Here is an 18,925-nt window from a genome sequence, read left to right as displayed (position 1 = left end):
AGCTTGATGGCATCCACATAAATAGCAAACACCATTTGATTTTTCTGCCCACACCGAAGGCACAAAACTCAACTGCCTCAGCAGGTTAGAGGTGCTGGAACTTTTCCGGCAAACCATAGTTAAAAAAATAATTATAAATTGCGCGGCAAATAGTCAGGTCTCTATCCATACTTAGTCTCCCGGCATTTGTTGCATTGACCTGACATCTTTAAAGCAGTGCACCGCAGGCTGTGTCCCGTAATGGTTTCTCTCATAACAAAAATAAACCCTTGCGGGATCCAGCCTGAAACAGGCCCGGTTTCAGAGTCCTGACTTCAGGCTCGTACCTCTCTACTTTCACGTGCTTCATAGCGAGTTTTTAAGGAGTTCTCTATGGAATTAAAAGACCCGATGTTTGAATTGCTCAGCAGCCTTGAGCAGATTGTTTTGACACGTGATGATCGCGCCGCCGAGTTACTTATTCAGCGTCAGCAACCCGCCCAGCCAGAGCCGCAGCGTCTGCGTGAAATGACCGGCATGCAGGTTGATGAGTTTGCAAAAGTAATGGGCGTGAGCGTTTCTTCCGTGAAAAGCTGGGAAGCCCGGCGTACCCGTCCTTCCGCGACGGCGCAGAAATTGATGAAGTTATTACATGCCAATCCCTATCTGGGACGGCAGTTGCTTGAATAAACTGATATCACGAAAAGAACCCGCCGCTGGCGGGTTTTTTATTAGCGCAATTCGCTGTATTTAGCCGCCTGTCTGGCAAACCAGCTCTCCGGCACGCTATAGGGCGGCTCCCGCAACTGTGCGAGTCCGCTTTCAATAATCATTGAAGCCTGCTGCCATAACTGCGCATCTCCCTGCTTCAGCAACTCAATCTGTATCTGCTTTTCAACCAGGTAGACCCGCGCAAAGTCGGGATCAAAACGCACAATCGCGCGGGTGTTATCGATGATGTCAGCCAGTTTGATGGTTTGTGCCTCAGGACTGGCGCTGGCTGTATGGCGGAAGTGCGCCAGTTTACGGGCCGTGCGATTTTTTGCCCCAGCGGGTGCGCTGTTGGTCAGCATCTCTACCAGGCTTGCCACGCGCGTACCAAAGTGGGTTTCGATATCGCTCTGTGTGGTTGCGGTATCTTCTACGGTATCGTGCAGCCAGGCTGCCGCTAACAACGCGTCGTCATGGCTGACGCTGCGCACCAGTTCCACCACCGCTGCCGGATGAACAATATAAGGCTCATCGGTATATTTGCGCCGCTGACCGGCACTGGCATGTGCCTCGGTGGCGAAGCGACGCGCCTGTTCTTCCAGTGAATCCTGCATGCCTTTCCCCCTGACAAAAAGTTTGCTTGCAATTATCTAGCGCGCTATCTATATTATTAACCATGAACTGTGATCAAGATGACAAAAAAGTGAAAACGATGCCACTGTTGGTCGATCAGCACCTCTGCTTTGCGCTTTATTCTGCCAACCTGGCGATGAATAAAGTCTATCGTCAGTTGCTGAGCCAGCTCGACATCACCTATCCTCAATATCTGGTCATGCTGGTGTTGTGGCAGAAAGATGATGTCACGGTGTCAGAGATTGGCGAGCAGCTTTTTTTAGACTCGGCAACATTAACGCCACTTCTGAAGCGACTGGAAAGTGCAGGCCTGATTAACCGGCAGCGAACCCGTCAGGATGAACGCCAGGTTGCGGTGACGCTGACCGAAGCCGGGCAGGCGTTACGGGCCAGGGCTGAAGCCATTCCTGAAGCGGTTAAGTGTGCCACAGCCTGTGATGATGACGCTCTGCTGGCGCTGAAATTACAGCTGGATGGGTTGCGAGATAACCTGAATAAGTCACGATAAATATTGCTGACGGGTGCGCGGCACCCGTTAAACCTCACCGCCTGATTACGGCTGTATAAGTAGTGGGCGATTAAATAGCGTAACGGAGAAATGTCATGTCTTTAGAACAAGTGGTTTACCGCGCCAAAGCCAAAGCAACCGGTGGTCGTGATGGTCGTGCAACCTCTTCTGACGGTGTACTGGACGTGAAACTGGGCGTGCCAAAAGAGATGGGCGGTGCAGGCGGCGAAGTGACTAACCCGGAGCAGCTGTTTGCTGCGGGCTATTCTGCCTGCTTCCTGGGCGCGATGAAGTTTGTGGCGGGCCGTGACAAAATCACCATGCCAAAAGACGCCTGGATCGAAGGTGAAGTGGGTATCGGCCCTATCCCTGATGGCTTTGGTATTGAAGCGACCCTGAACATTCATCTGCCAGAGATGGATGAAGCAGAAGCGCAGAAGCTGGTTGATGCGGCACACATCGTTTGTCCTTACTCAAACGCCACCCGCAACAACATCGATGTCACGCTGAACATTATTCGCTAAGCGTGCTGCGGGCCTGAAACTATCAGGCCCGCACTTTTTTCCCTCTCTCATTTTCGCTCTCCTGCTGCTGTCTGCTGCGACAGCCCACCTGGCCGTTCCTGTTCGATGTGTACAAAAAATGTGCTAATCAGGTCGACAACGATTATTTTCTGGTCTATCAAACGCGACCATGTTTTACTGAGCCACCTCGCATTATAGCCTGTAAATCCGTTCAGAATTTTCCTTCATCTTGTCCGGTCCGCTTATTCAGCGAACTCTGCCGCGTTTCGGCAGTCACATAAAAGATTTGGTCAAGCGCTTCACACCGGAGAAACACCTTTTTTCATGAATTACATTAAAACCCTGACTCAGCAGAAGTTATCGCTCTTGCTGGCGCTCTATCTCGGTATCTTATTGAATTTGCCGATTTTCTATCGTCGTTTTGACGGTTTTCTCAGGCACTCTACGGTTACGAACTGGCTGACTGCCGTCACCGAGGTAGTGGCCATTGTGGTGCTGACTTTCTTCCTGATGCGTCTGCTGTCGCTGGGAGGAAAGTGGTTTTATCGCGTGCTGGCCACGCTGATTGTGCTGATTTCGGTTGCCGCCGCCTATTACATGGCGTTTTTTAACGTGGTGATCGGCTACGGCATTGTGGCTTCGGTGATGACGACTGACACCGATCTCTCTAAAGAGGTGATTGGTTACCATTTCATCCTGTGGATGGTGCTGGTCAGCGCGCTGCCACTGCTGATGATCTGGCGCAATAAGCTGAGCATGACGCTGAATGAACAGCTGCGTACGCCGGGACAGCGCCTGAAACCCACCCTGATCATGCTGCTCTGCGTGGCGCTGGTCTGGCTGCCGATTCGGTTTTTCGACAAGCTGCAGAAGCATAACGAAGAGATCACTAACATCGATCTGCCGAGTTACGGCGGTGTGGTGGCGCACTCTTATCTTCCTTCGAACTGGCTGGCGGCTGTGGGCCTGTTTGCCTGGACCCGTGTGGATGAGTCGCTGAACAGCCAGGAGCTGCTGGATCCGGCGAAGAAGTTTACCTACGTCGCGCCTGCCGGGCTTGATGATACCTATGTGGTGTTTGTGATTGGCGAAACCACGCGCTGGGATCACATGGGGATGCTGGGCTATGAGCGTGACACTACGCCGAAGCTGTCGAAAGAGAAGAACCTGGTGGCATTCCGGGGCGAGTCCTGTGATACCGCGACTAAGTTGTCACTGCGCTGCATGTTCGTGCGCGAAGGCGGCACCATGGATAATCCGGGCCGTACGCTGAAAGAGCAGAATGTGTTTGCGGTGATGAAAGAGCTGGGCTTCACCTCTGAGCTGTTTGCGATGCAGAGCGAAGTCTGGTTCTACGACAACATCAATGCCAACAATTTTGCCTTCCGTGAGCAGATCGGTTCAGAGAAGCGTAATCAGGGCAAAGCGGTGGATGACATGCTGCTGGTGCCGGAGATGAAAGCGTCACTGGATCGTTTCCCGAAAGGTAAGCATCTGATTGTGTTGCACACCAAAGGTTCGCACTACCTCTATTCACAGCGTTATCCGCGCAGCTTCGCGAAATATCAGCCGGAGTGTATGGGCGTGGATGAGACCTGCAGCAAAGCGCAGTTGATCAACGCTTATGACAACTCGGTGCTGTATGTCGATAGCATGCTGGATAGCGTGCTGGATCAGCTGCGTGATAAGAAGGCGATTGTCTTCTATGCCGCCGACCATGGTGAGTCGATTAGCGAGAATATGCATCTGCACGGCACGCCGCGTGAGATGGCTCCGCCTGAGCAGTTCCGGGTGCCGATGATGGTCTGGGCGTCAGATAAGTATCTGGAAGACAGTCAGAACCGCAGCAACTTTGAGCGTCTGCAGGCGCAGCAGCGTGTGGGCCGGACCCATCGCCACGTTGAGCTGTTCGATACCATCCTGGGTTGTCTGGGTTACACCTCGCCAGATGGCGGTATTAACCCGGCCAACAACTGGTGTCAGGCACCGGGTAATGGTCAGGCTAAACCGCTGTAATAGTGGTCGAAAAGGGTAAAGCAGGCGGCTGATTCCCGGTAACCGCGTGCTTTCCAGGCGATTGGCGGCAAAAGCATAAAAAGCGGTTGACGCTGATCGGGGGTAGCAGTAACATGCGCCCCCATCGGCGAGTAGCGCAGCTTGGTAGCGCAACTGGTTTGGGACCAGTGGGTCGGAGGTTCGAATCCTCTCTCGCCGACCATATTTAAGAAACCTGTCTGAAAAGACAGGTTTTTTTTCGTCTGAAGAAAAGAGGATGAGAACCTCCGAAGGAGGTTTGAGCCGAGCGTAGCGAGACAACGTTGCTTCAGCAACGGCCCGAAGGGCGCTGCTCGCAGAGCAGAGTCATCCTCTCTCGCCGACCATATTTAAGAAACCTGTCTGAAAAGACAGGTTTTTTTTCGTCTGAAGAAAAGTGGATGAAAGGTACGGATTTACCGTTGAGCGGGCTTCAGGGAGCATACGCCAGGCAGACGCATCAGGTACTTACAGAAGCATCTCAGACAGCTGACAGATCCAAACCAGAGTGACGCTGACAGCAATCAACAATCTTAAGGCGAAGGGAACACGGGCAGAGGAGGAAAGCGTCCCACGCCATGGACGGCGTGGGCCGAGCGTCCATGGATGGTTTAAGCGCCTTTCCGATCTGGCCGTGTTCCCGAAGCAGTCTCGATCTGACCGCTAAGCATTCACATTATTACCGCTGAGTGGGCTTCAGGGAGCATACGCCTTCCGCAAAGACGCAAAAACGCCATCCCTGGCAGGCTCAACGCAGGCCATCCCTGGCCCGCGATGCTTTGCTCCAGGCGTATGCTCCCTTCGCTTCACGTCTGGCAGACGCATCAGGTACTTATTTGGGAGCCTCAGACGGCTGACAGATCCAAACCTCAGCTGTCACCTTCCAGAAAGTTCCAGTAAACCCCATCCACCGCGCATTCTGTTTACCAGCCGTTGTTATCATCACTTACCCGCTGGCAGGCCTTGCCATATAAGAGATGCGATCATAATTCGCGACACATTCTTCTTATGACCGAAAGCGGCAACATGCTGATTTCTTATGCTTCTTTACCAGCATATTCCGCTGGATGAACGTCATAACGCACGGTGAATCGTTCAGTTATTCAACATTTGCCGGTAAAAGTTTTAAGTTTTTTAGCGGTGAGAATCACTAGCGATAGAACAACCATCCAGCACAATGCACGGAAATCAGACCAGTAGCGCTGTGCATTGTATGGCTTTTAGGCCGAAAGGGTTTTTATTACCGTTGCATGCTATCCCTCACACTCTGTGTAAATAAGTAACCGTTGTATTGACGTTCTTTGCAACTGTTGACAAATTGATGCGTCAATAAACGCACAGTTACGGAATTTTCTGAATGCACCATCTGCATAAGAAAAAACAAAAAAAACGTAGCGTGCTTTAACCACCTGTTCGGTGGTACGCCTGAACCGCATAAAAAAATCAGAGGTCGGGCAATACACACAACATCACATCACAATGGAGCAAAAGCATGATCAACTCCCTGGCTAAATCCGGGATGCTGAAGGTCGGTCTGAGCCTGATTGCTATGACTGTCGCCGCCGGTGTTCAGGCAAAAACCCTGGTTTACTGTTCTGAAGGTTCTCCGGAAGGCTTTAACCCGCAGTTGTTCACCTCGGGCACCACCTACGATGCCAGCTCACGTCAGATCTACAACCGACTGGTTGAGTTCACTATCGGCACCACCGAACTGCACGCTGCGCTGGCAGAGAAGTGGGATGTCAGTGAAGACGGTAAAACTTACACCTTCCACCTGCGCAAAGGCGTGAAGTGGCAGACCACCAAAGATTTCAAACCGACGCGCGACTTCAATGCGGATGATGTGGTGTTCACCTTTGAACGCCAGCTGGATAAAAACAACGCCTATCACGGCGTCTCCGGCGGCAGCTACGAATATTTCGAAGGCATGGACATGCCGAAGCTGATCAGCAAAATTGAAAAAGTGGACGAGAACACCGTGCGCTTTGTGCTGACGCGTCCTGAATCGCCGTTCCTTGCTGACCTTGGCATGGACTTCGCCTCGATTCTGTCGAAAGAGTACGCTGACAACATGCTGAAAGCGGGCACCCCGCAAAACGTCGACCTGAATCCGGTCGGTACCGGTCCGTTCCAGCTGCTGCAGTACCAGAAAGATTCGCGCATCCTTTACAAAGCTAACCCGGATTACTGGGGCACCAAGCCGAAAATCGATCGCTTAGTCTTCTCCATTACCCCGGATGCTTCAGTGCGTTACGCCAAGCTGCAGAAGGGCGAATGTCAGGTCATGCCCTATCCAAACCCGGCTGACATCGCGCGTATGAAGCAGGACAAAAACATCAACCTGTATGAGCAGGCTGGCCTGAACGTCGGCTATCTGTCGTACAACGTTGAGAAAAAACCGCTGGATAACCTGAAAGTGCGTCAGGCACTGACCATGGCGGTCAACAAAAAGGCGATTATCGAAGCCGTTTATCAGGGTGCAGGTCAGCCTGCTAAAAACCTGATCCCACCAACGATGTGGGGCTATAACGACGACGTGAAAGACTACGCCTACGATCCTGAGAAAGCCAAAGCGCTGCTGAAAGAAGCGGGCATGGCAGATGGTTTCTCAATCGACCTGTGGGCGATGCCGGTTCAGCGTCCTTACAACCCGAATGCGCGCCGCATGGCTGAGATGATCCAGAGCGACTGGGCGAAGATTGGCGTCAAAGCCAAAATCGTCACCTACGAGTGGGGCGAATATCTGAAGCGCGCCAAAGCAGGCGAGCACCAGACCGTCATGATGGGCTGGACCGGCGACAATGGGGATCCGGATAACTTCCTGGCCACCCTGTTCAGCTGTTCAGCGGCAAAAGATGGCTCTAACTACTCGCGCTGGTGTGATAAATCCTTTGAGGATCAGATTCAGCCAGCTCGCGCCACCGCCGATCAGGCGAAGCGCATCGAGTACTACAAGCAGGCACAGGTTGTGATGCATGACCAGGTACCGGCGCTGATGATCGCGCACTCAACGGTATACGAACCGGTCAGCAAGAAAGTCTCCGGGTACAAAGTCGATCCGCTGGGCGGACACTACTTTGCTCAGGTAGACATTAAAGAATAATTGTCGCCTTTTCCGGGGTGGCTGCGCGTCGCCCCGGCTTTATCTCCCTGTTTTACTGGAAACGGTAGAGGCGCAGCCTGTCTGCGTCGCGGTCGGGCCTACCCGATCGTCAGATGTAAGCAATAACTACCCTCGCGGCGACGGTCGCGCGGACAAGAGAGAACCCGGATTATGCTGCAGTTCATACTCCGACGTCTGGGCCTTGTCATCCCAACGTTTATCGGTATTACATTACTCACCTTCGCATTTGTTCACATGATCCCCGGCGATCCGGTACTGATCATGGCGGGCGAACGCGGTATTTCTCCTGAACGCCATGCACAGTTAATGGCGCTGTTAGGTCTGGATCAGCCGCTGTGGAAACAGTACCTGAACTACATTAACGGCGTATTACATGGCGACCTGGGCATTTCACTTAAGAGCCGCATCCCGGTCTGGGATGAGTTTGTTCCGCGCTTCAAAGCGACGCTGGAACTCGGCATCTGCGCCATGATATTTGCCGTGGCCATTGGTATCCCGGTTGGGGTCATGGCCGCCGTGAAGCGGGGGTCGATTTTCGATCACACCGCCGTAGGGATCTCACTGACCGGCTACTCCATGCCGATCTTCTGGTGGGGCATCATGCTGATCATGCTGGTCTCGGTACAGCTCAACCTGACGCCGGTTTCCGGGCGGGTCGGCGACACCGTCTTCCTGGATGACACCATGCCGCTGACCGGCTTTATGCTGATCGATACCTTCTTCTGGGGTGAGCCGGGCGACTTCCACGATGCGGTGATGCACATGATTCTGCCTGCCATCGTGCTCGGCACCATTCCGCTGGCGGTGATTGTGCGAATGACGCGATCGGCGATGCTCGAAGTGCTGGGTGAAGATTACATCCGTACTGCGCGTGCCAAAGGCCTGACGCGGATGCGCGTGATCGTAGTGCATGCGCTGCGAAACGCCATGCTGCCGGTGGTTACGGTGATTGGCCTGCAGGTCGGCACCTTGCTGGCCGGGGCGATTCTGACCGAAACCATCTTCTCGTGGCCGGGCCTGGGTCGCTGGCTGATTGAAGCGTTGCAGCGCCGTGACTATCCGGTGGTGCAGGGCGGGGTGCTGCTGACAGCAGTACTGATTATTGTGGTCAACCTGCTGGTTGATCTGCTGTATGGCGTGGTTAACCCGCGCATACGTCATAAGAAATAAGGGGGCATCATGTCTGTTGTTGATCCCGGCAGCGTTACCGTTGCACCCAAGCCGATGACCCCGTTTCAGGAATTCTGGCACTACTTTAAACGTAACAAGGGCGCCGTTGTGGGCCTGGTCTACATCATCATTGTGTTGCTGTGCGCCATTTTTGCCGATGTGCTGGCCCCGCATGCCCCTGCTGAGCAGTTCCGCGATGCGCTGCTGCATCCGCCGGTCTGGCAGGAAGGTGGCAGCTGGAGCTACATTCTGGGCACCGACGATGTAGGCCGCGATGTGCTGTCGCGTCTGATGTACGGCGCGCGGCTGTCGCTGCTGGTTGGCTGCCTGGTGGTGGTGCTGTCACTGATTTTCGGCGTGATATTTGGCCTGCTGGCCGGTTATCTCGGCGGCGTGGTCGATGCCATCATCATGCGTGTCGTCGATATCATGCTGGCGCTGCCCAGCCTGCTGCTGGCGCTGGTACTGGTCGCCATCTTTGGCCCTTCGATCGTTAACGCCTCTATCGCGCTGACCTTTGTGGCGCTGCCGCACTATATCCGTCTGACCCGCGCGGCGGTGCTGGTGGAAGTGAACCGCGACTATGTGACCGCCTCCGGCGTGGCCGGTGCCGGTATGCTGCGCCAGATGTTTGTGAATATTCTGCCTAACTGCCTTGCACCATTGATCGTGCAGGCTTCATTAGGTTTCTCCAACGCCATTCTCGATATGGCGGCGCTGGGCTTTCTCGGTATGGGTGCGCAACCGCCAACGCCGGAGTGGGGTACGATGCTCTCCGACGTCCTGCAGTATGCGCAAAGTGCCTGGTGGGTAGTGACCTTCCCTGGATTGGTCATTCTGCTTACCGTGCTGGCATTTAACCTGATGGGCGATGGTTTGCGTGATGCACTCGACCCGAAACTCAAGCAGTAAAGAGGCACCGAGATGGCGTTATTAAATGTAGACAAACTATCGGTGCATTTCGGCGACGATAAAGCACCGTTCCGCGCGGTTGACCGCATCAGTTATCAGGTTGAGCAGGGCCAGGTCGTGGGTATCGTGGGCGAGTCCGGCTCTGGTAAATCGGTGAGTTCCCTGGCGATCATGGGGCTGATCGATTTCCCCGGCAAGGTGATGGCTGAGAAGCTGGAGTTCAACCAGCGCGACCTGCAGAACATCTCCGAACGTGAGCGCCGCCAGCTGGTGGGCGCCGAAGTGGCGATGATTTTTCAGGACCCGATGACCAGCCTGAATCCCTGCTACACCGTAGGTTTCCAGATCATGGAAGCGATCAAGGTGCATCAGGGCGGCAATAAACGCACCCGGCGTCAGCGGGCGATCGACCTGCTGAATCAGGTTGGTATTCCCGATCCCGCGTCACGGCTCGATGTCTATCCGCACCAGCTGTCGGGCGGCATGAGCCAGCGTGTGATGATTGCCATGGCGATCGCCTGTCGGCCTAAGCTGTTAATCGCCGATGAGCCGACCACGGCGCTCGACGTGACTATTCAGGCGCAGATCATCGAACTGCTGCTGGAGTTGCAGCGGCAGGAGAACATGGCGCTGATCCTGATTACTCACGATCTGGCGTTAGTGGCAGAAGCGGCGCACCACATTATCGTGATGTATGCCGGTCAGGTGGTGGAAAGCGGTAAAGCGACCGATATCTTTAAGGCGCCGCGCCATCCTTATACGCAGGCGCTGCTGCGTGCGCTGCCGGAGTTCGCGGCCGATAAAGCACGCCTGGCCTCGCTGCCTGGCGTGGTACCGGGCAAGTATGACCGCCCGATTGGCTGTCTGCTTAATCCACGCTGTCCCTATGCGACTGACCTTTGTCGTCAGGAAGAACCTGAACTGCGCACCATTCCAGGACGCCAGTCTAAGTGTCACTATCCGCTGGACGATGCCGGGAGACCAACTTATGAGTCATGAAACCACGAAAGATCAGTTCCTGCTGCAGGCGATTGATCTGAAGAAGCACTACCCGGTGAAGAAGGGGCTGTTTGGTCAGGAACGTCTGGTCAAAGCGCTGGATGGCGTCTCTTTTAATCTGGAACGCGGTAAAACACTGGCGGTGGTAGGCGAGTCAGGCTGTGGGAAATCCACGCTGGGCCGCCTGCTGACGATGATTGAAACCCCGACCGAAGGGCAGCTTTACTGGCACGGTCAGGATCTGCTGAAACATGATCCCCAGGCGCAGAAGCTGCGTCGCCAGAAAATCCAGATCGTGTTCCAGAACCCGTACGGCTCACTCAATCCGCGCAAAAAAGTAAGCCAGATTCTGGAAGAGCCGCTGGTGATTAATACCCAGCTGACCCGCGCGGAACGCCGCGAGAAGACGCTGGAGATGATGGCAAAAGTCGGCCTGAAAACCGAGCACTACGACCGCTACCCGCACATGTTCTCAGGCGGGCAGCGTCAGCGTATCGCCATCGCGCGTGGGCTGATGCTCGATCCGGACGTCCTGATTGCCGATGAGCCGGTTTCGGCGCTCGACGTGTCGGTGCGTGCCCAGGTGCTTAACCTGATGATGGATCTGCAGCAGGATATGGGGCTTTCTTATGTCTTTATCTCGCACGATTTGTCGGTGGTGGAACACATTGCCGATGAGGTGATGGTGATGTATCTCGGCCGGTGCGTAGAGAAGGGCAGTAAAGAGGCGATTTTTGCCAACCCGCGGCATCCTTATACCCAGGCTTTGCTGTCGGCGACGCCGCGGCTTAATCCAGACGACCGTCGTGAGCGCATTAAGCTGACCGGCGAGCTGCCGAGCCCGCTCAATCCACCGCCGGGCTGCGCCTTTAATGCGCGCTGCCACCGACGTTTTGGCACCTGCGTGCAGTTGCAGCCGAAGCTGAAAAACTATGGCGGACAGGAGATTGCCTGCTTCGCGGTTGATCAGGATGAGAATCAACCGGTCGGCGTGGCAGAAAAGGTCAGCTGAGGATTGGCAGCGCATTCTGGTGTTTACAGACCGCACAAAATTGAAAGCGATGGGAGCACAGGCCTGTAGCAAAACATTGCGCCCCCCGAACAAAAACGCCGGGAGCGTTTTTGAACAACGCAACGCGTTGGCCCGGCTACGGGCGCCCCTCAGGGATGAGGTGCGTAATCGCCCGCGCTGAGCCTGCCAGGGATGGCGTCTTTTGCGTCTTTGCGTAAGGCGTATGCCCTCTGAGCCTGTTCGCGATCTTAACTCCCCAGCCGAAGGCTCCTTTCTGGAGCCTTTTTTTATCTCAACTCAGCTGCAAGCCGCACTGCTGGCAGGTCAGCGAGCACTTTCTGGTTATTCCTCCTCTTTTTCCGTTATCAGTCTTAACCTGTTTTCCTTCTGGCGATATTTGCAGTGAAAAAAGATAAATAGCCTCAATCACTTATGGCAGAAATGCGATTTTTTTGCGCCTGCGGCAGCCTGAAGGCTCTTTGAAAGGCTGTTTACAGGAGTCAGCCTGGCAGTGCCAGAGGTTGTAAGAGGGGTATTTTCTGAAAAATTATTAAAAGAGGGCTAATGAATTTAACTTAAGTATTACTTATTAATTATCAGCGGCAATGACTCAGAAAAGGCTTTCTTCCGCCACTATTGAATCTTTATGATTAAACAATTTGATTGAAATTGCTTTTTTTGTAATCAGGTTTTTCTGACTGATATTAAAGGGATGTGTTATATTCCAGGAAAATTCCCACCTTGTTGCAGGCCATGGCCAATGAAGAATAATTACGATGATTTGCAGCGTTTTAAAGAGAAAACGCAAACGCTCGACATCGACTTTAAAGATATGTCTGGCCAGACGCAGGAAGCGGCGGAACACAGTAAATGGGCATTGATTCGCCAGCTGGCGAAAGAAGAACATCAGACCCCGTTTGGCGGCGGCGAGCGTATTGACCTGCCGCAACCTCAGCCGTTGCGTGGTGATGAGTTTACGGCTCCACCGCCTGGGGCACCGGCACGACATGCCGCACTCACTGCGCAACCGGCAATGGCAGCTCGCACCTCGATTCTCGATAGCCTGTCAGGCAGTAACCTGCCAGCAACCAGCACGACTGCACGCGGTCCTTCATCACTCTTTCCGCCACCGCCGCCACTGCAAAAAGTGGCCGTGGCTGAGCCTGCGACCATGCTGCGTGCTGAGCCGGTCCGGCCTGCCACCGTGGCGGAGCTTCAGCCCGTCGTCGCACCCACCGCCACCCATTCTGAGCCAGGGCGATTTGGTGCGCTGTTCCGCTCGCGCGAGATTAATCTGCCGAAAGAAACCTTACTCAAACCGTTACTGGAGAAGATTGCGCTATGCCATTAGTTTGTGTGTGCTCGCCGAAGGGGGGCGTGGGGAAAACCACGCTGGCGGCGAATCTGGCCTGGAGTCTGGCGCGTTCCGGTAGCAAAGTTCTGGCGATTGATTTTGATGTGCAGAATGCACTGCGTCTTCACTTTGGCGTGCCGCTTCATGATGGCCGCGGATTTGTGGCGCGCTCAGAAGAGCAGGCGGACTGGAGCCAGTCGATTCTTACCACCGGCGGTAATATCTTTGTGCTGCCCTATGGCGACGTCACGGAGCCGCAGCGCGAACGGTTCGAAGAGAACCTGATGAAAGATCCCCACTTTATTAAGCGCGGTCTGGATACGGTGCTCAATTATCCCGGTCTGGTGATCGTGGCTGATTTCCCGCCGGGCCCGGGCCCCGCCCTTAAAGCAATGACGGCGCTGGCCGATATGCATTTAGTAGTGATGTTAGCCGATACCGCATCAGTATCGTTATTACCGCAGATTGAAGAGAACCGGATGATCGGTAAGCCGCTCAATAATAAGCAGGGTCACTATTTCATCCTTAACCAGTGTGACAACCGCCGGAATATCAATCGCGATGTCACCGCGTTTATGCAGCAGCGCCTGGGCGATAATTTACTGGGCGTGGTTCACCGCGATGAAAGTGTGGGTGAAGCCAATGCTTCGCAGCAGTCTGTTTACGATTTCAGTCCCGCCTCCGCAGCGGCATTTGATATTGAACTGATCGCGAAAAGGGTCAGCAGCATTCTGAATATCACCGTGGGTAATGGCGAAGTTCAGGCTCCCATCCGCACAAACCACTTTTAGTCGGCTTCTGCCAGGCGACTGACTTACACAGCTCTTCTCAGGGTGAATCATGAGTAAAATCGGGTTTTACCTGCTGCTGCTGGTGCTTGCACCCGTTGCGGCGGTGATCATCATTACGCCAATGGACAGCCAGAAACAGTATATTTTTGGTCTGATCAGCATCGGCATGATGTTTTTATTGGGTTTCAGCAAGAGCCGCAAAATAACGGTGGTGATGGTGGTTCTCTCTGCGCTGATGTCCAGCCGCTATATCTGGTGGCGGACCACCGAGACGCTGCACTTTAATTCCGAAGTTGAAGCTATCTTAGGCATTGGCTTATATCTGGCGGAGCTGTACGTCTGGCTGATCTTAATTCTTGGCTTCTTGCAAACCACCTGGCCATTAAAACGCACGATTGAACCCTTACCGGACGACACCAGCCTGTGGCCGACGGTCGATATTTATGTGCCTTCCTACAATGAAAGTCTTGATGTGGTGCGCGACACCGTACTCGCGGCGCAGTGTATCGACTACCCGGGTGACAAAATCAGGGTCTATCTGCTGGATGATGGCAAGCGCAGCGAGTTTGCCCGCTTTGCGGCGGATGTCGGCGTGGGTTATATCACCCGTGACGACAATAAACATGCCAAAGCCGGGAACCTCAACCATGCGATGAAAATCACCAAAGGTGAGCTGATTTGCATCTTCGACTGCGACCACGTGGCGACGCGCACCTTCCTGCAGGCGACGGTCGGACCGTTCCTGAAAGATCCGAAGCTGGCGCTGCTACAGACGCCGCACTACTTCTATTCTCCCGATCCCTTTGAGCGTAACCTGCGCGCAGCACGCAGCATTCCAAACGAAGGCTCGCTGTTTTATGGCCCGGTGCAGCAGGGTAATGATAACTGGAATGCCACTTTCTTCTGTGGCTCCTGTGCGGTGATCCGTCGTTCAGCGCTGGAAGAGATTGGCGGTTTTGCCGTTGAAACCGTGACCGAAGATGCACACACCGCCCTGAAAATGCAGCGACTGGGCTGGGGCTCAGCCTTTTTGTCGATCCCGCTGGCTGCCGGTCTGGCAACAGAACGTCTGGGCCTGCATATCATTCAGCGTACCCGTTGGGCGCGTGGCATGACACAGATTTTCCGCGTCGATAACCCGCTGTTTGGCCGTGGCCTGAAGTGGCAGCAGCGTCTTTGCTATCTCAACGCCATGCTGCATTTCCAGTTTGGCCTGCCACGCGTTGCCTTCCTGACCGCACCGCTGGCTTACCTGCTGTTTAACCTGAATATTATTCACTCATCGGCCTCGCTGATCTTTGCCTATGTGCTGCCCCATCTGGTGATGTCGCTCTACGTTAACTCACGAATGAATGGCCGTTTCCGTTACACCTTCTGGGGTGAAATTTATGAGACGGTGATGTGCTTCCATCTGGTGATCCCGACCATTCTGACCCTGTTGTCGCCAAAACATGGCAAGTTTAACGTGACCGATAAAGGCGGCGTGCTGGATCAGGGCTTCTTCGATTTCCACATCGTGCGTCCGCATGTGATTGTGGCGCTGCTGCTGGGCATTGGCATTGTAGCCGGCGTGGTGCGTGCCGTGATGCATGACTATTTTGGCGTCGATCCTTACGTTATCGCGCTCAACGTCGGCTGGGCGATCTTCAGCCTGATCATTCTGATGGCGGCAATTGCCGTGGCGCGCGAAACCAAGCAGGTGCGTAAAACCATCCGTGTTGAAGTGCAAATCCCGGCGATTATTCATTACGCCAGCGGCATTTCATCGCGCACCCAGACCAGCAACCTTTCGATGGGCGGCGCGCAGCTTGATGCACCCGATGGACGTCATGAAACTGATGAGATTGAAGAGATTGATCTGCTGCTGAAATCCGGCGCGATCACTATCCCGGTCAGTCAGATTTCCGGCGATGATGAGAGCATCCGTCTGCGCTTTGAGGCGATGCCGCTGGCGCGTCGTCGCGAACTGGTCCGTGTGGTGCTGGCTCGTGCTGATGCCTGGATTCAGCCGGAGTATAAGCAGGACAACCCGCTGATTTCGCTGGGCACTATTATCCGTACCGTCTTTGAGCTGTTCTGGCTGACCTGGAAAGGCCGCCACGATAAACGTAAAAATGTCGACCCGGTTGCCGCGGCGGCGAAAGAGGATGGGGCGGCATGAAGATCCTGACGCAAATTCTGCTGGCCAGTTCACTGACCGCAGCGTTATGGCTGACGCCCGCTGGCGCGGAAACGCCGGTTGCTACTGATAACAGCAGTGCTGCGCCGGTAAACAGTTCAGCCCCGACGCCGCCTGATGCTGTTTCCGCCACGCAGCCTGCCAGTGCGCCGGTAAACAGTCCGGCTCCGATGCCGTCTGATGCTGCTTCCACCGCGCAGCCTGCCAGTGCGCCGGTAAACAGTCCGGCTCCGACGCCGTCTGATGCCGTTTCCGCCACGCAGCCTGCCGATGCCACCGTCATTGCACCCGCGACAAATCTGGATCCGGTCAGCGATGCGGCATCTGTGGCACCCATAAATAATGGTTCCACCCAGACGGCAGGTTCAGACCAGGTAGCCGCTCCGGTCAGCGGTGGAGAGTCTGCAATGCCGTCAGTGTCACCAGCGGCAAATGCGCCATCTGCGACACCGTTCGCAGAATCTGCACCGGCATCGGCGCCTCAGAGTGCATCACCCAATGCCATGGCACCCCCGGTGAACGCCTCTTACGCCCCAGGTCGCGAGGCGACATCACAAACTCAGCCATCTTCAGTGACCGGTGACGCGACTTCAACGCCTCAGACCGCGTCATCGACCGGTGAGGCGGCGGCTTCTGCCCAGACGACCGCGCCGATAGCCGCCACCGGCGCGGTGACCCAGGACAGCAGCGCGCTGTCAGCAGTACCCCTGCCGCAGGGCCTGAGCAGTGCCGATCCCGCGCTGGAAGCGGCCGCCAGTGCGCTGCCCTACGCGCCAGGCCAGGTAGCTGCGCCGGTTGCAGAAGCGCAGCCGCCGATCGCGGCTGCCATCAATCAGCCAATCAGTAGTGTTATTTCAGTGGCCCAGATGGGCCAGTCGCGCGGCATCACGCTGACCGGCGGTCAGCTTCAGTCGGGCATCACCTTTACCCTGCCCGGCGATGAAGTCATCACCAATGCGCGACTTAATCTGACGCTGCGCGTCTCAGCTGCGCTGGCGGCACGCAATACGTCGCTGCAACTGATGCTGAATGGTCAGCCGCTCGGCACGCTGCCGCTGGGTGCGACGGACAGCGATGTCAGCGACTATGAGCTGGATATTCCGGCGGCGATGGTGGTGTCGGCGAACAATCTGAGTTTTAAAATCAATGATGCGGACAAGTTGCTGTGTGAAAGAGAGAGCGCACAGCAGTATCAGGTCACCATTCTGCCGAACACCTCGCTGTACCTTGAGGGTCAGAAGCTCAATATCGGCACCAGCCTGCGTAATTTCCCGCGCCCCTTCCTGGATCCTCAGCGGATGACGGCGTCCACCGTGACGGTGGGCTTTGCCAGTCATGTTTCAGCCGATGCTGTCAGCGCGGCGGCACTGGTGACATCCTGGCTTGGCATTCAGAGTGATTATCGCGGCATCCGTTTCCCGGTGGTGCGCGGCGAACTGCCGGAACACAACGGCATCCTGTTTGGTCATCCTGGTGACCGGATCGGCACCCTGACTTTCCCGGCCAGTAACGGTCCGATGTTGCAGGTGGTGGATAATCCCAATAATCCGGTTTACAAATTGCTGCTGGTCAGTGGCAACAATGAGGACCAGTTGCGTCAGGCGGCGAACCGTCTGACGACGCAGCCACTGACGACGGATGAGAGTCATCTGCAGGTCCCCGCACAGACTATTGCAAACCGCAAACCTTACGATGCCCCGCGCTGGATTAACACTGACCGCCCGGTACGACTGAGCGAACTACTGCGTAAAGATCAGAGTCTGACCAGCAGCGGCATCTGGCATGATGCGCTGCGTGTTAACTTCCGCGCCGCGCCTGATTTGTTCCTGTGGGATGGCGACACAGTGCCGGTCAATCTGCACTATCGCTTCCCGTCCGAAAGCTGGATCGATGAGGATAATTCCTTCCTTAACGTCATGCTCAACGGCACTTTTCTGCGCAATCTGACGGTGAACAAAGTCGGCCTGCTGGAGAACGCCTGGCACCGTCTGGGCGGTGATGCGCGTCAGGAGCAGTATCAGCTTAATCTCGAACCCTACCTGATCTATGGCGATAACCAGCTGGCGCTCTACTTCAATATCAAACCGCGGGCTGATGCGCCCTGCGGTGTGTTACTGAACAACAACATCAAGAGCCGGATTGAAGAGGATTCATGGATCGATCTGAGCCATACCCGTCACTTCAGCATGCTGCCGAACCTCTCTTACTTTGTGGGTGCCTCTTTCCCGTTCTCACGTCTGGCCGATTTCAGCCAGACCACGCTGCTGCTGCCGGAAACGCCCAGCGATGCTGAACTGTCAACGCTGCTGGATCTGGCGGCGCGGGCTGGTAAAGCCACCGGTCTGGCGCTGACACAGAATCAGGTACTGTTTGGCCTGCCGACTGGCGGCACCCATCTGGCGCGCATACAGCAGAGCGATCTGCTGGCGGTGAGCACCACCGGCAACAGCGCCTTTAACCAGGCGATGCTGGCGGCTTCCCCTTATGACGCGACTGGCAGCACCTTTGGGGTGAAAGAGCCCGATACGCTGGAAAAATTACGCGGCTGGCTGACCGGTGACTGGAGTCGTCAGCAGCTGGATGCCGATCGTTACTTCTCCTCCAACGAAGCGTGGCGAGGCTTCCTCAGCTATCGATCGCCATGGAACCGCGATCGGCTGGTGGTGATGACGGTGGCAACCAGCGACGATCAGCTGTTGCGACTGCATAACGATTTGAGTTCAGCGCAGATTAACGCCGGCATTCGTGGCGATACCGCGATTATTACCGATGAAAACGGTATCCGCAGTTTCCGCGTCGGCGCGCAGTTCCCCAGCGGTGAGTTGCCCTGGTACATGATGGTGGTGTGGTATGCCAACCAGCACTCGGTGCTGCTGGCAGTGGCGGCGATGCTGCTCTCCGCGCTGGTGGGCAGTGCGGCCTGGGTGATGCTGAAGCGTCACGCCTGGCGACGTCTGAACCCAAAGCAGGACCGTGATTCCGGCAGGAAGTAAGG

The 18,925-nt window shown here is 55.2% G+C and carries 14 protein-coding genes, 1 tRNA gene and 1 other RNA gene; 15 read left to right on the top strand and 1 reads right to left on the bottom strand.

Going from position 1 to position 18,925, the window contains the following annotated elements:
- Nucleotides 1-372 precede the first annotated feature (372 nt).
- Nucleotides 373-669: an HTH-type transcriptional regulator gene (locus tag NR201_RS16160; protein ID WP_010257438.1), complete on the top strand. Its 297-nt coding sequence runs from the start codon at nucleotides 373-375 to the stop codon at nucleotides 667-669.
- Nucleotides 670-710: 41 nt separating this feature from the next.
- On the opposite strand, the gene NR201_RS16155 is transcribed toward NR201_RS16160, so the two are convergent.
- Complete coding sequence (locus NR201_RS16155; protein WP_010257434.1) at nucleotides 711-1,304, bottom strand: HD domain-containing protein; 594 nt, start codon at nucleotides 1,302-1,304, stop codon at nucleotides 711-713.
- 62 nt (nucleotides 1,305-1,366) lie between these two features.
- On the opposite strand from NR201_RS16155, the gene NR201_RS16150 reads away from it, so the two are divergent.
- From NR201_RS16150 to bcsB, 14 genes are all read left to right on the top strand, one after another.
- A complete protein-coding gene (locus tag NR201_RS16150; RefSeq protein ID WP_010671641.1) occupies nucleotides 1,367-1,831 on the top strand; it encodes a MarR family winged helix-turn-helix transcriptional regulator in 465 nt (154 codons plus the stop codon).
- A 95-nt stretch (nucleotides 1,832-1,926) separates the two neighbouring features.
- Complete coding sequence (locus NR201_RS16145) at nucleotides 1,927-2,355, top strand: organic hydroperoxide resistance protein (RefSeq protein WP_010257431.1); 429 nt, start codon at nucleotides 1,927-1,929, stop codon at nucleotides 2,353-2,355.
- Nucleotides 2,356-2,679: 324 nt separating this feature from the next.
- Nucleotides 2,680-4,371: a kdo(2)-lipid A phosphoethanolamine 7''-transferase gene (eptB, locus tag NR201_RS16140; protein ID WP_010257429.1), complete on the top strand. Its 1,692-nt coding sequence runs from the start codon at nucleotides 2,680-2,682 to the stop codon at nucleotides 4,369-4,371.
- 125 nt (nucleotides 4,372-4,496) lie between these two features.
- Nucleotides 4,497-4,573 (top strand) — tRNA-Pro (locus NR201_RS16135).
- A gap of 33 nt (nucleotides 4,574-4,606) precedes the next feature.
- A non-coding RNA gene (locus NR201_RS16130) (RtT sRNA) lies at nucleotides 4,607-4,736 on the top strand.
- 1,145 nt (nucleotides 4,737-5,881) lie between these two features.
- Entirely contained in the window at nucleotides 5,882-7,492 is a 1,611-nt protein-coding gene (gene dppA / locus NR201_RS16125) for a dipeptide ABC transporter periplasmic-binding protein DppA (RefSeq protein ID WP_010671642.1), read from the top strand.
- 171 nt (nucleotides 7,493-7,663) lie between these two features.
- Nucleotides 7,664-8,683, top strand: coding sequence for a dipeptide ABC transporter permease DppB (dppB, locus tag NR201_RS16120; protein WP_010257427.1), 1,020 nt, complete (start codon nucleotides 7,664-7,666; stop codon nucleotides 8,681-8,683).
- Between the two features lie 9 nt (nucleotides 8,684-8,692).
- Nucleotides 8,693-9,595, top strand: a complete 903-nt coding sequence (gene dppC / locus NR201_RS16115) for a dipeptide ABC transporter permease DppC (RefSeq protein ID WP_010671643.1) — start codon at nucleotides 8,693-8,695, stop codon at nucleotides 9,593-9,595.
- A gap of 12 nt (nucleotides 9,596-9,607) precedes the next feature.
- Nucleotides 9,608-10,594, top strand: coding sequence for a dipeptide ABC transporter ATP-binding protein (dppD, locus tag NR201_RS16110; protein WP_010257423.1), 987 nt, complete (start codon nucleotides 9,608-9,610; stop codon nucleotides 10,592-10,594).
- Nucleotides 10,584-11,606, top strand: a complete 1,023-nt coding sequence (dppF, locus tag NR201_RS16105) for a dipeptide ABC transporter ATP-binding subunit DppF (RefSeq protein ID WP_010671644.1) — start codon at nucleotides 10,584-10,586, stop codon at nucleotides 11,604-11,606. Before dppD ends, dppF begins: the two co-directional genes overlap by 11 nt.
- Nucleotides 11,607-12,366: 760 nt before the next feature.
- Complete coding sequence (gene bcsO, locus NR201_RS16100) at nucleotides 12,367-12,957, top strand: cellulose biosynthesis protein BcsO (RefSeq protein WP_045140905.1); 591 nt, start codon at nucleotides 12,367-12,369, stop codon at nucleotides 12,955-12,957.
- Nucleotides 12,948-13,751, top strand: coding sequence for a cellulose biosynthesis protein BcsQ (gene bcsQ, locus NR201_RS16095; protein WP_010671647.1), 804 nt, complete (start codon nucleotides 12,948-12,950; stop codon nucleotides 13,749-13,751). The genes bcsO and bcsQ overlap by 10 nt, the downstream gene beginning before the upstream one ends.
- 49 nt (nucleotides 13,752-13,800) lie before the next feature.
- Complete coding sequence (gene bcsA / locus NR201_RS16090; protein WP_256849966.1) at nucleotides 13,801-15,912, top strand: UDP-forming cellulose synthase catalytic subunit; 2,112 nt, start codon at nucleotides 13,801-13,803, stop codon at nucleotides 15,910-15,912.
- Nucleotides 15,909-18,923 (top strand): cellulose biosynthesis cyclic di-GMP-binding regulatory protein BcsB, encoded by a 3,015-nt coding sequence (gene bcsB / locus NR201_RS16085; protein ID WP_256849965.1) that lies wholly within the window; start codon nucleotides 15,909-15,911, stop codon nucleotides 18,921-18,923. The genes bcsA and bcsB overlap by 4 nt, the downstream gene beginning before the upstream one ends.
- Nucleotides 18,924-18,925 lie beyond the last annotated feature (2 nt).

The organism is Pantoea sp. Fr-CA_6 (genome assembly GCF_024520895.1).
Lineage (GTDB): Bacteria > Pseudomonadota > Gammaproteobacteria > Enterobacterales > Enterobacteriaceae > Pantoea > Pantoea agglomerans.
Note: the sequence above shows the minus strand (reverse complement) of the source record. Positions and strands in the feature narration are given on the sequence as shown.

What these genes read in the sequence shown, in the direction of transcription:
- NR201_RS16160 (WP_010257438.1), top strand. Translation starts at nt 373, where the DNA reads ATGGAATTAAAAGACCCGATGTTTGAATTGCTCAGCAGCCTTGAGCAG.
- NR201_RS16155 (WP_010257434.1), bottom strand. Translation starts at nt 1,304, where the DNA reads ATGCAGGATTCACTGGAAGAACAGGCGCGTCGCTTCGCCACCGAGGCA.
- NR201_RS16150 (WP_010671641.1), top strand. Translation starts at nt 1,367, where the DNA reads ATGAACTGTGATCAAGATGACAAAAAAGTGAAAACGATGCCACTGTTG.
- NR201_RS16145 (WP_010257431.1), top strand. Translation starts at nt 1,927, where the DNA reads ATGTCTTTAGAACAAGTGGTTTACCGCGCCAAAGCCAAAGCAACCGGT.
- eptB (WP_010257429.1), top strand. Translation starts at nt 2,680, where the DNA reads ATGAATTACATTAAAACCCTGACTCAGCAGAAGTTATCGCTCTTGCTG.
- dppA (WP_010671642.1), top strand. Translation starts at nt 5,882, where the DNA reads ATGATCAACTCCCTGGCTAAATCCGGGATGCTGAAGGTCGGTCTGAGC.
- dppB (WP_010257427.1), top strand. Translation starts at nt 7,664, where the DNA reads ATGCTGCAGTTCATACTCCGACGTCTGGGCCTTGTCATCCCAACGTTT.
- dppC (WP_010671643.1), top strand. Translation starts at nt 8,693, where the DNA reads ATGTCTGTTGTTGATCCCGGCAGCGTTACCGTTGCACCCAAGCCGATG.
- dppD (WP_010257423.1), top strand. Translation starts at nt 9,608, where the DNA reads ATGGCGTTATTAAATGTAGACAAACTATCGGTGCATTTCGGCGACGAT.
- dppF (WP_010671644.1), top strand. Translation starts at nt 10,584, where the DNA reads ATGAGTCATGAAACCACGAAAGATCAGTTCCTGCTGCAGGCGATTGAT.
- bcsO (WP_045140905.1), top strand. Translation starts at nt 12,367, where the DNA reads ATGAAGAATAATTACGATGATTTGCAGCGTTTTAAAGAGAAAACGCAA.
- bcsQ (WP_010671647.1), top strand. Translation starts at nt 12,948, where the DNA reads ATGCCATTAGTTTGTGTGTGCTCGCCGAAGGGGGGCGTGGGGAAAACC.
- bcsA (WP_256849966.1), top strand. Translation starts at nt 13,801, where the DNA reads ATGAGTAAAATCGGGTTTTACCTGCTGCTGCTGGTGCTTGCACCCGTT.
- bcsB (WP_256849965.1), top strand. Translation starts at nt 15,909, where the DNA reads ATGAAGATCCTGACGCAAATTCTGCTGGCCAGTTCACTGACCGCAGCG.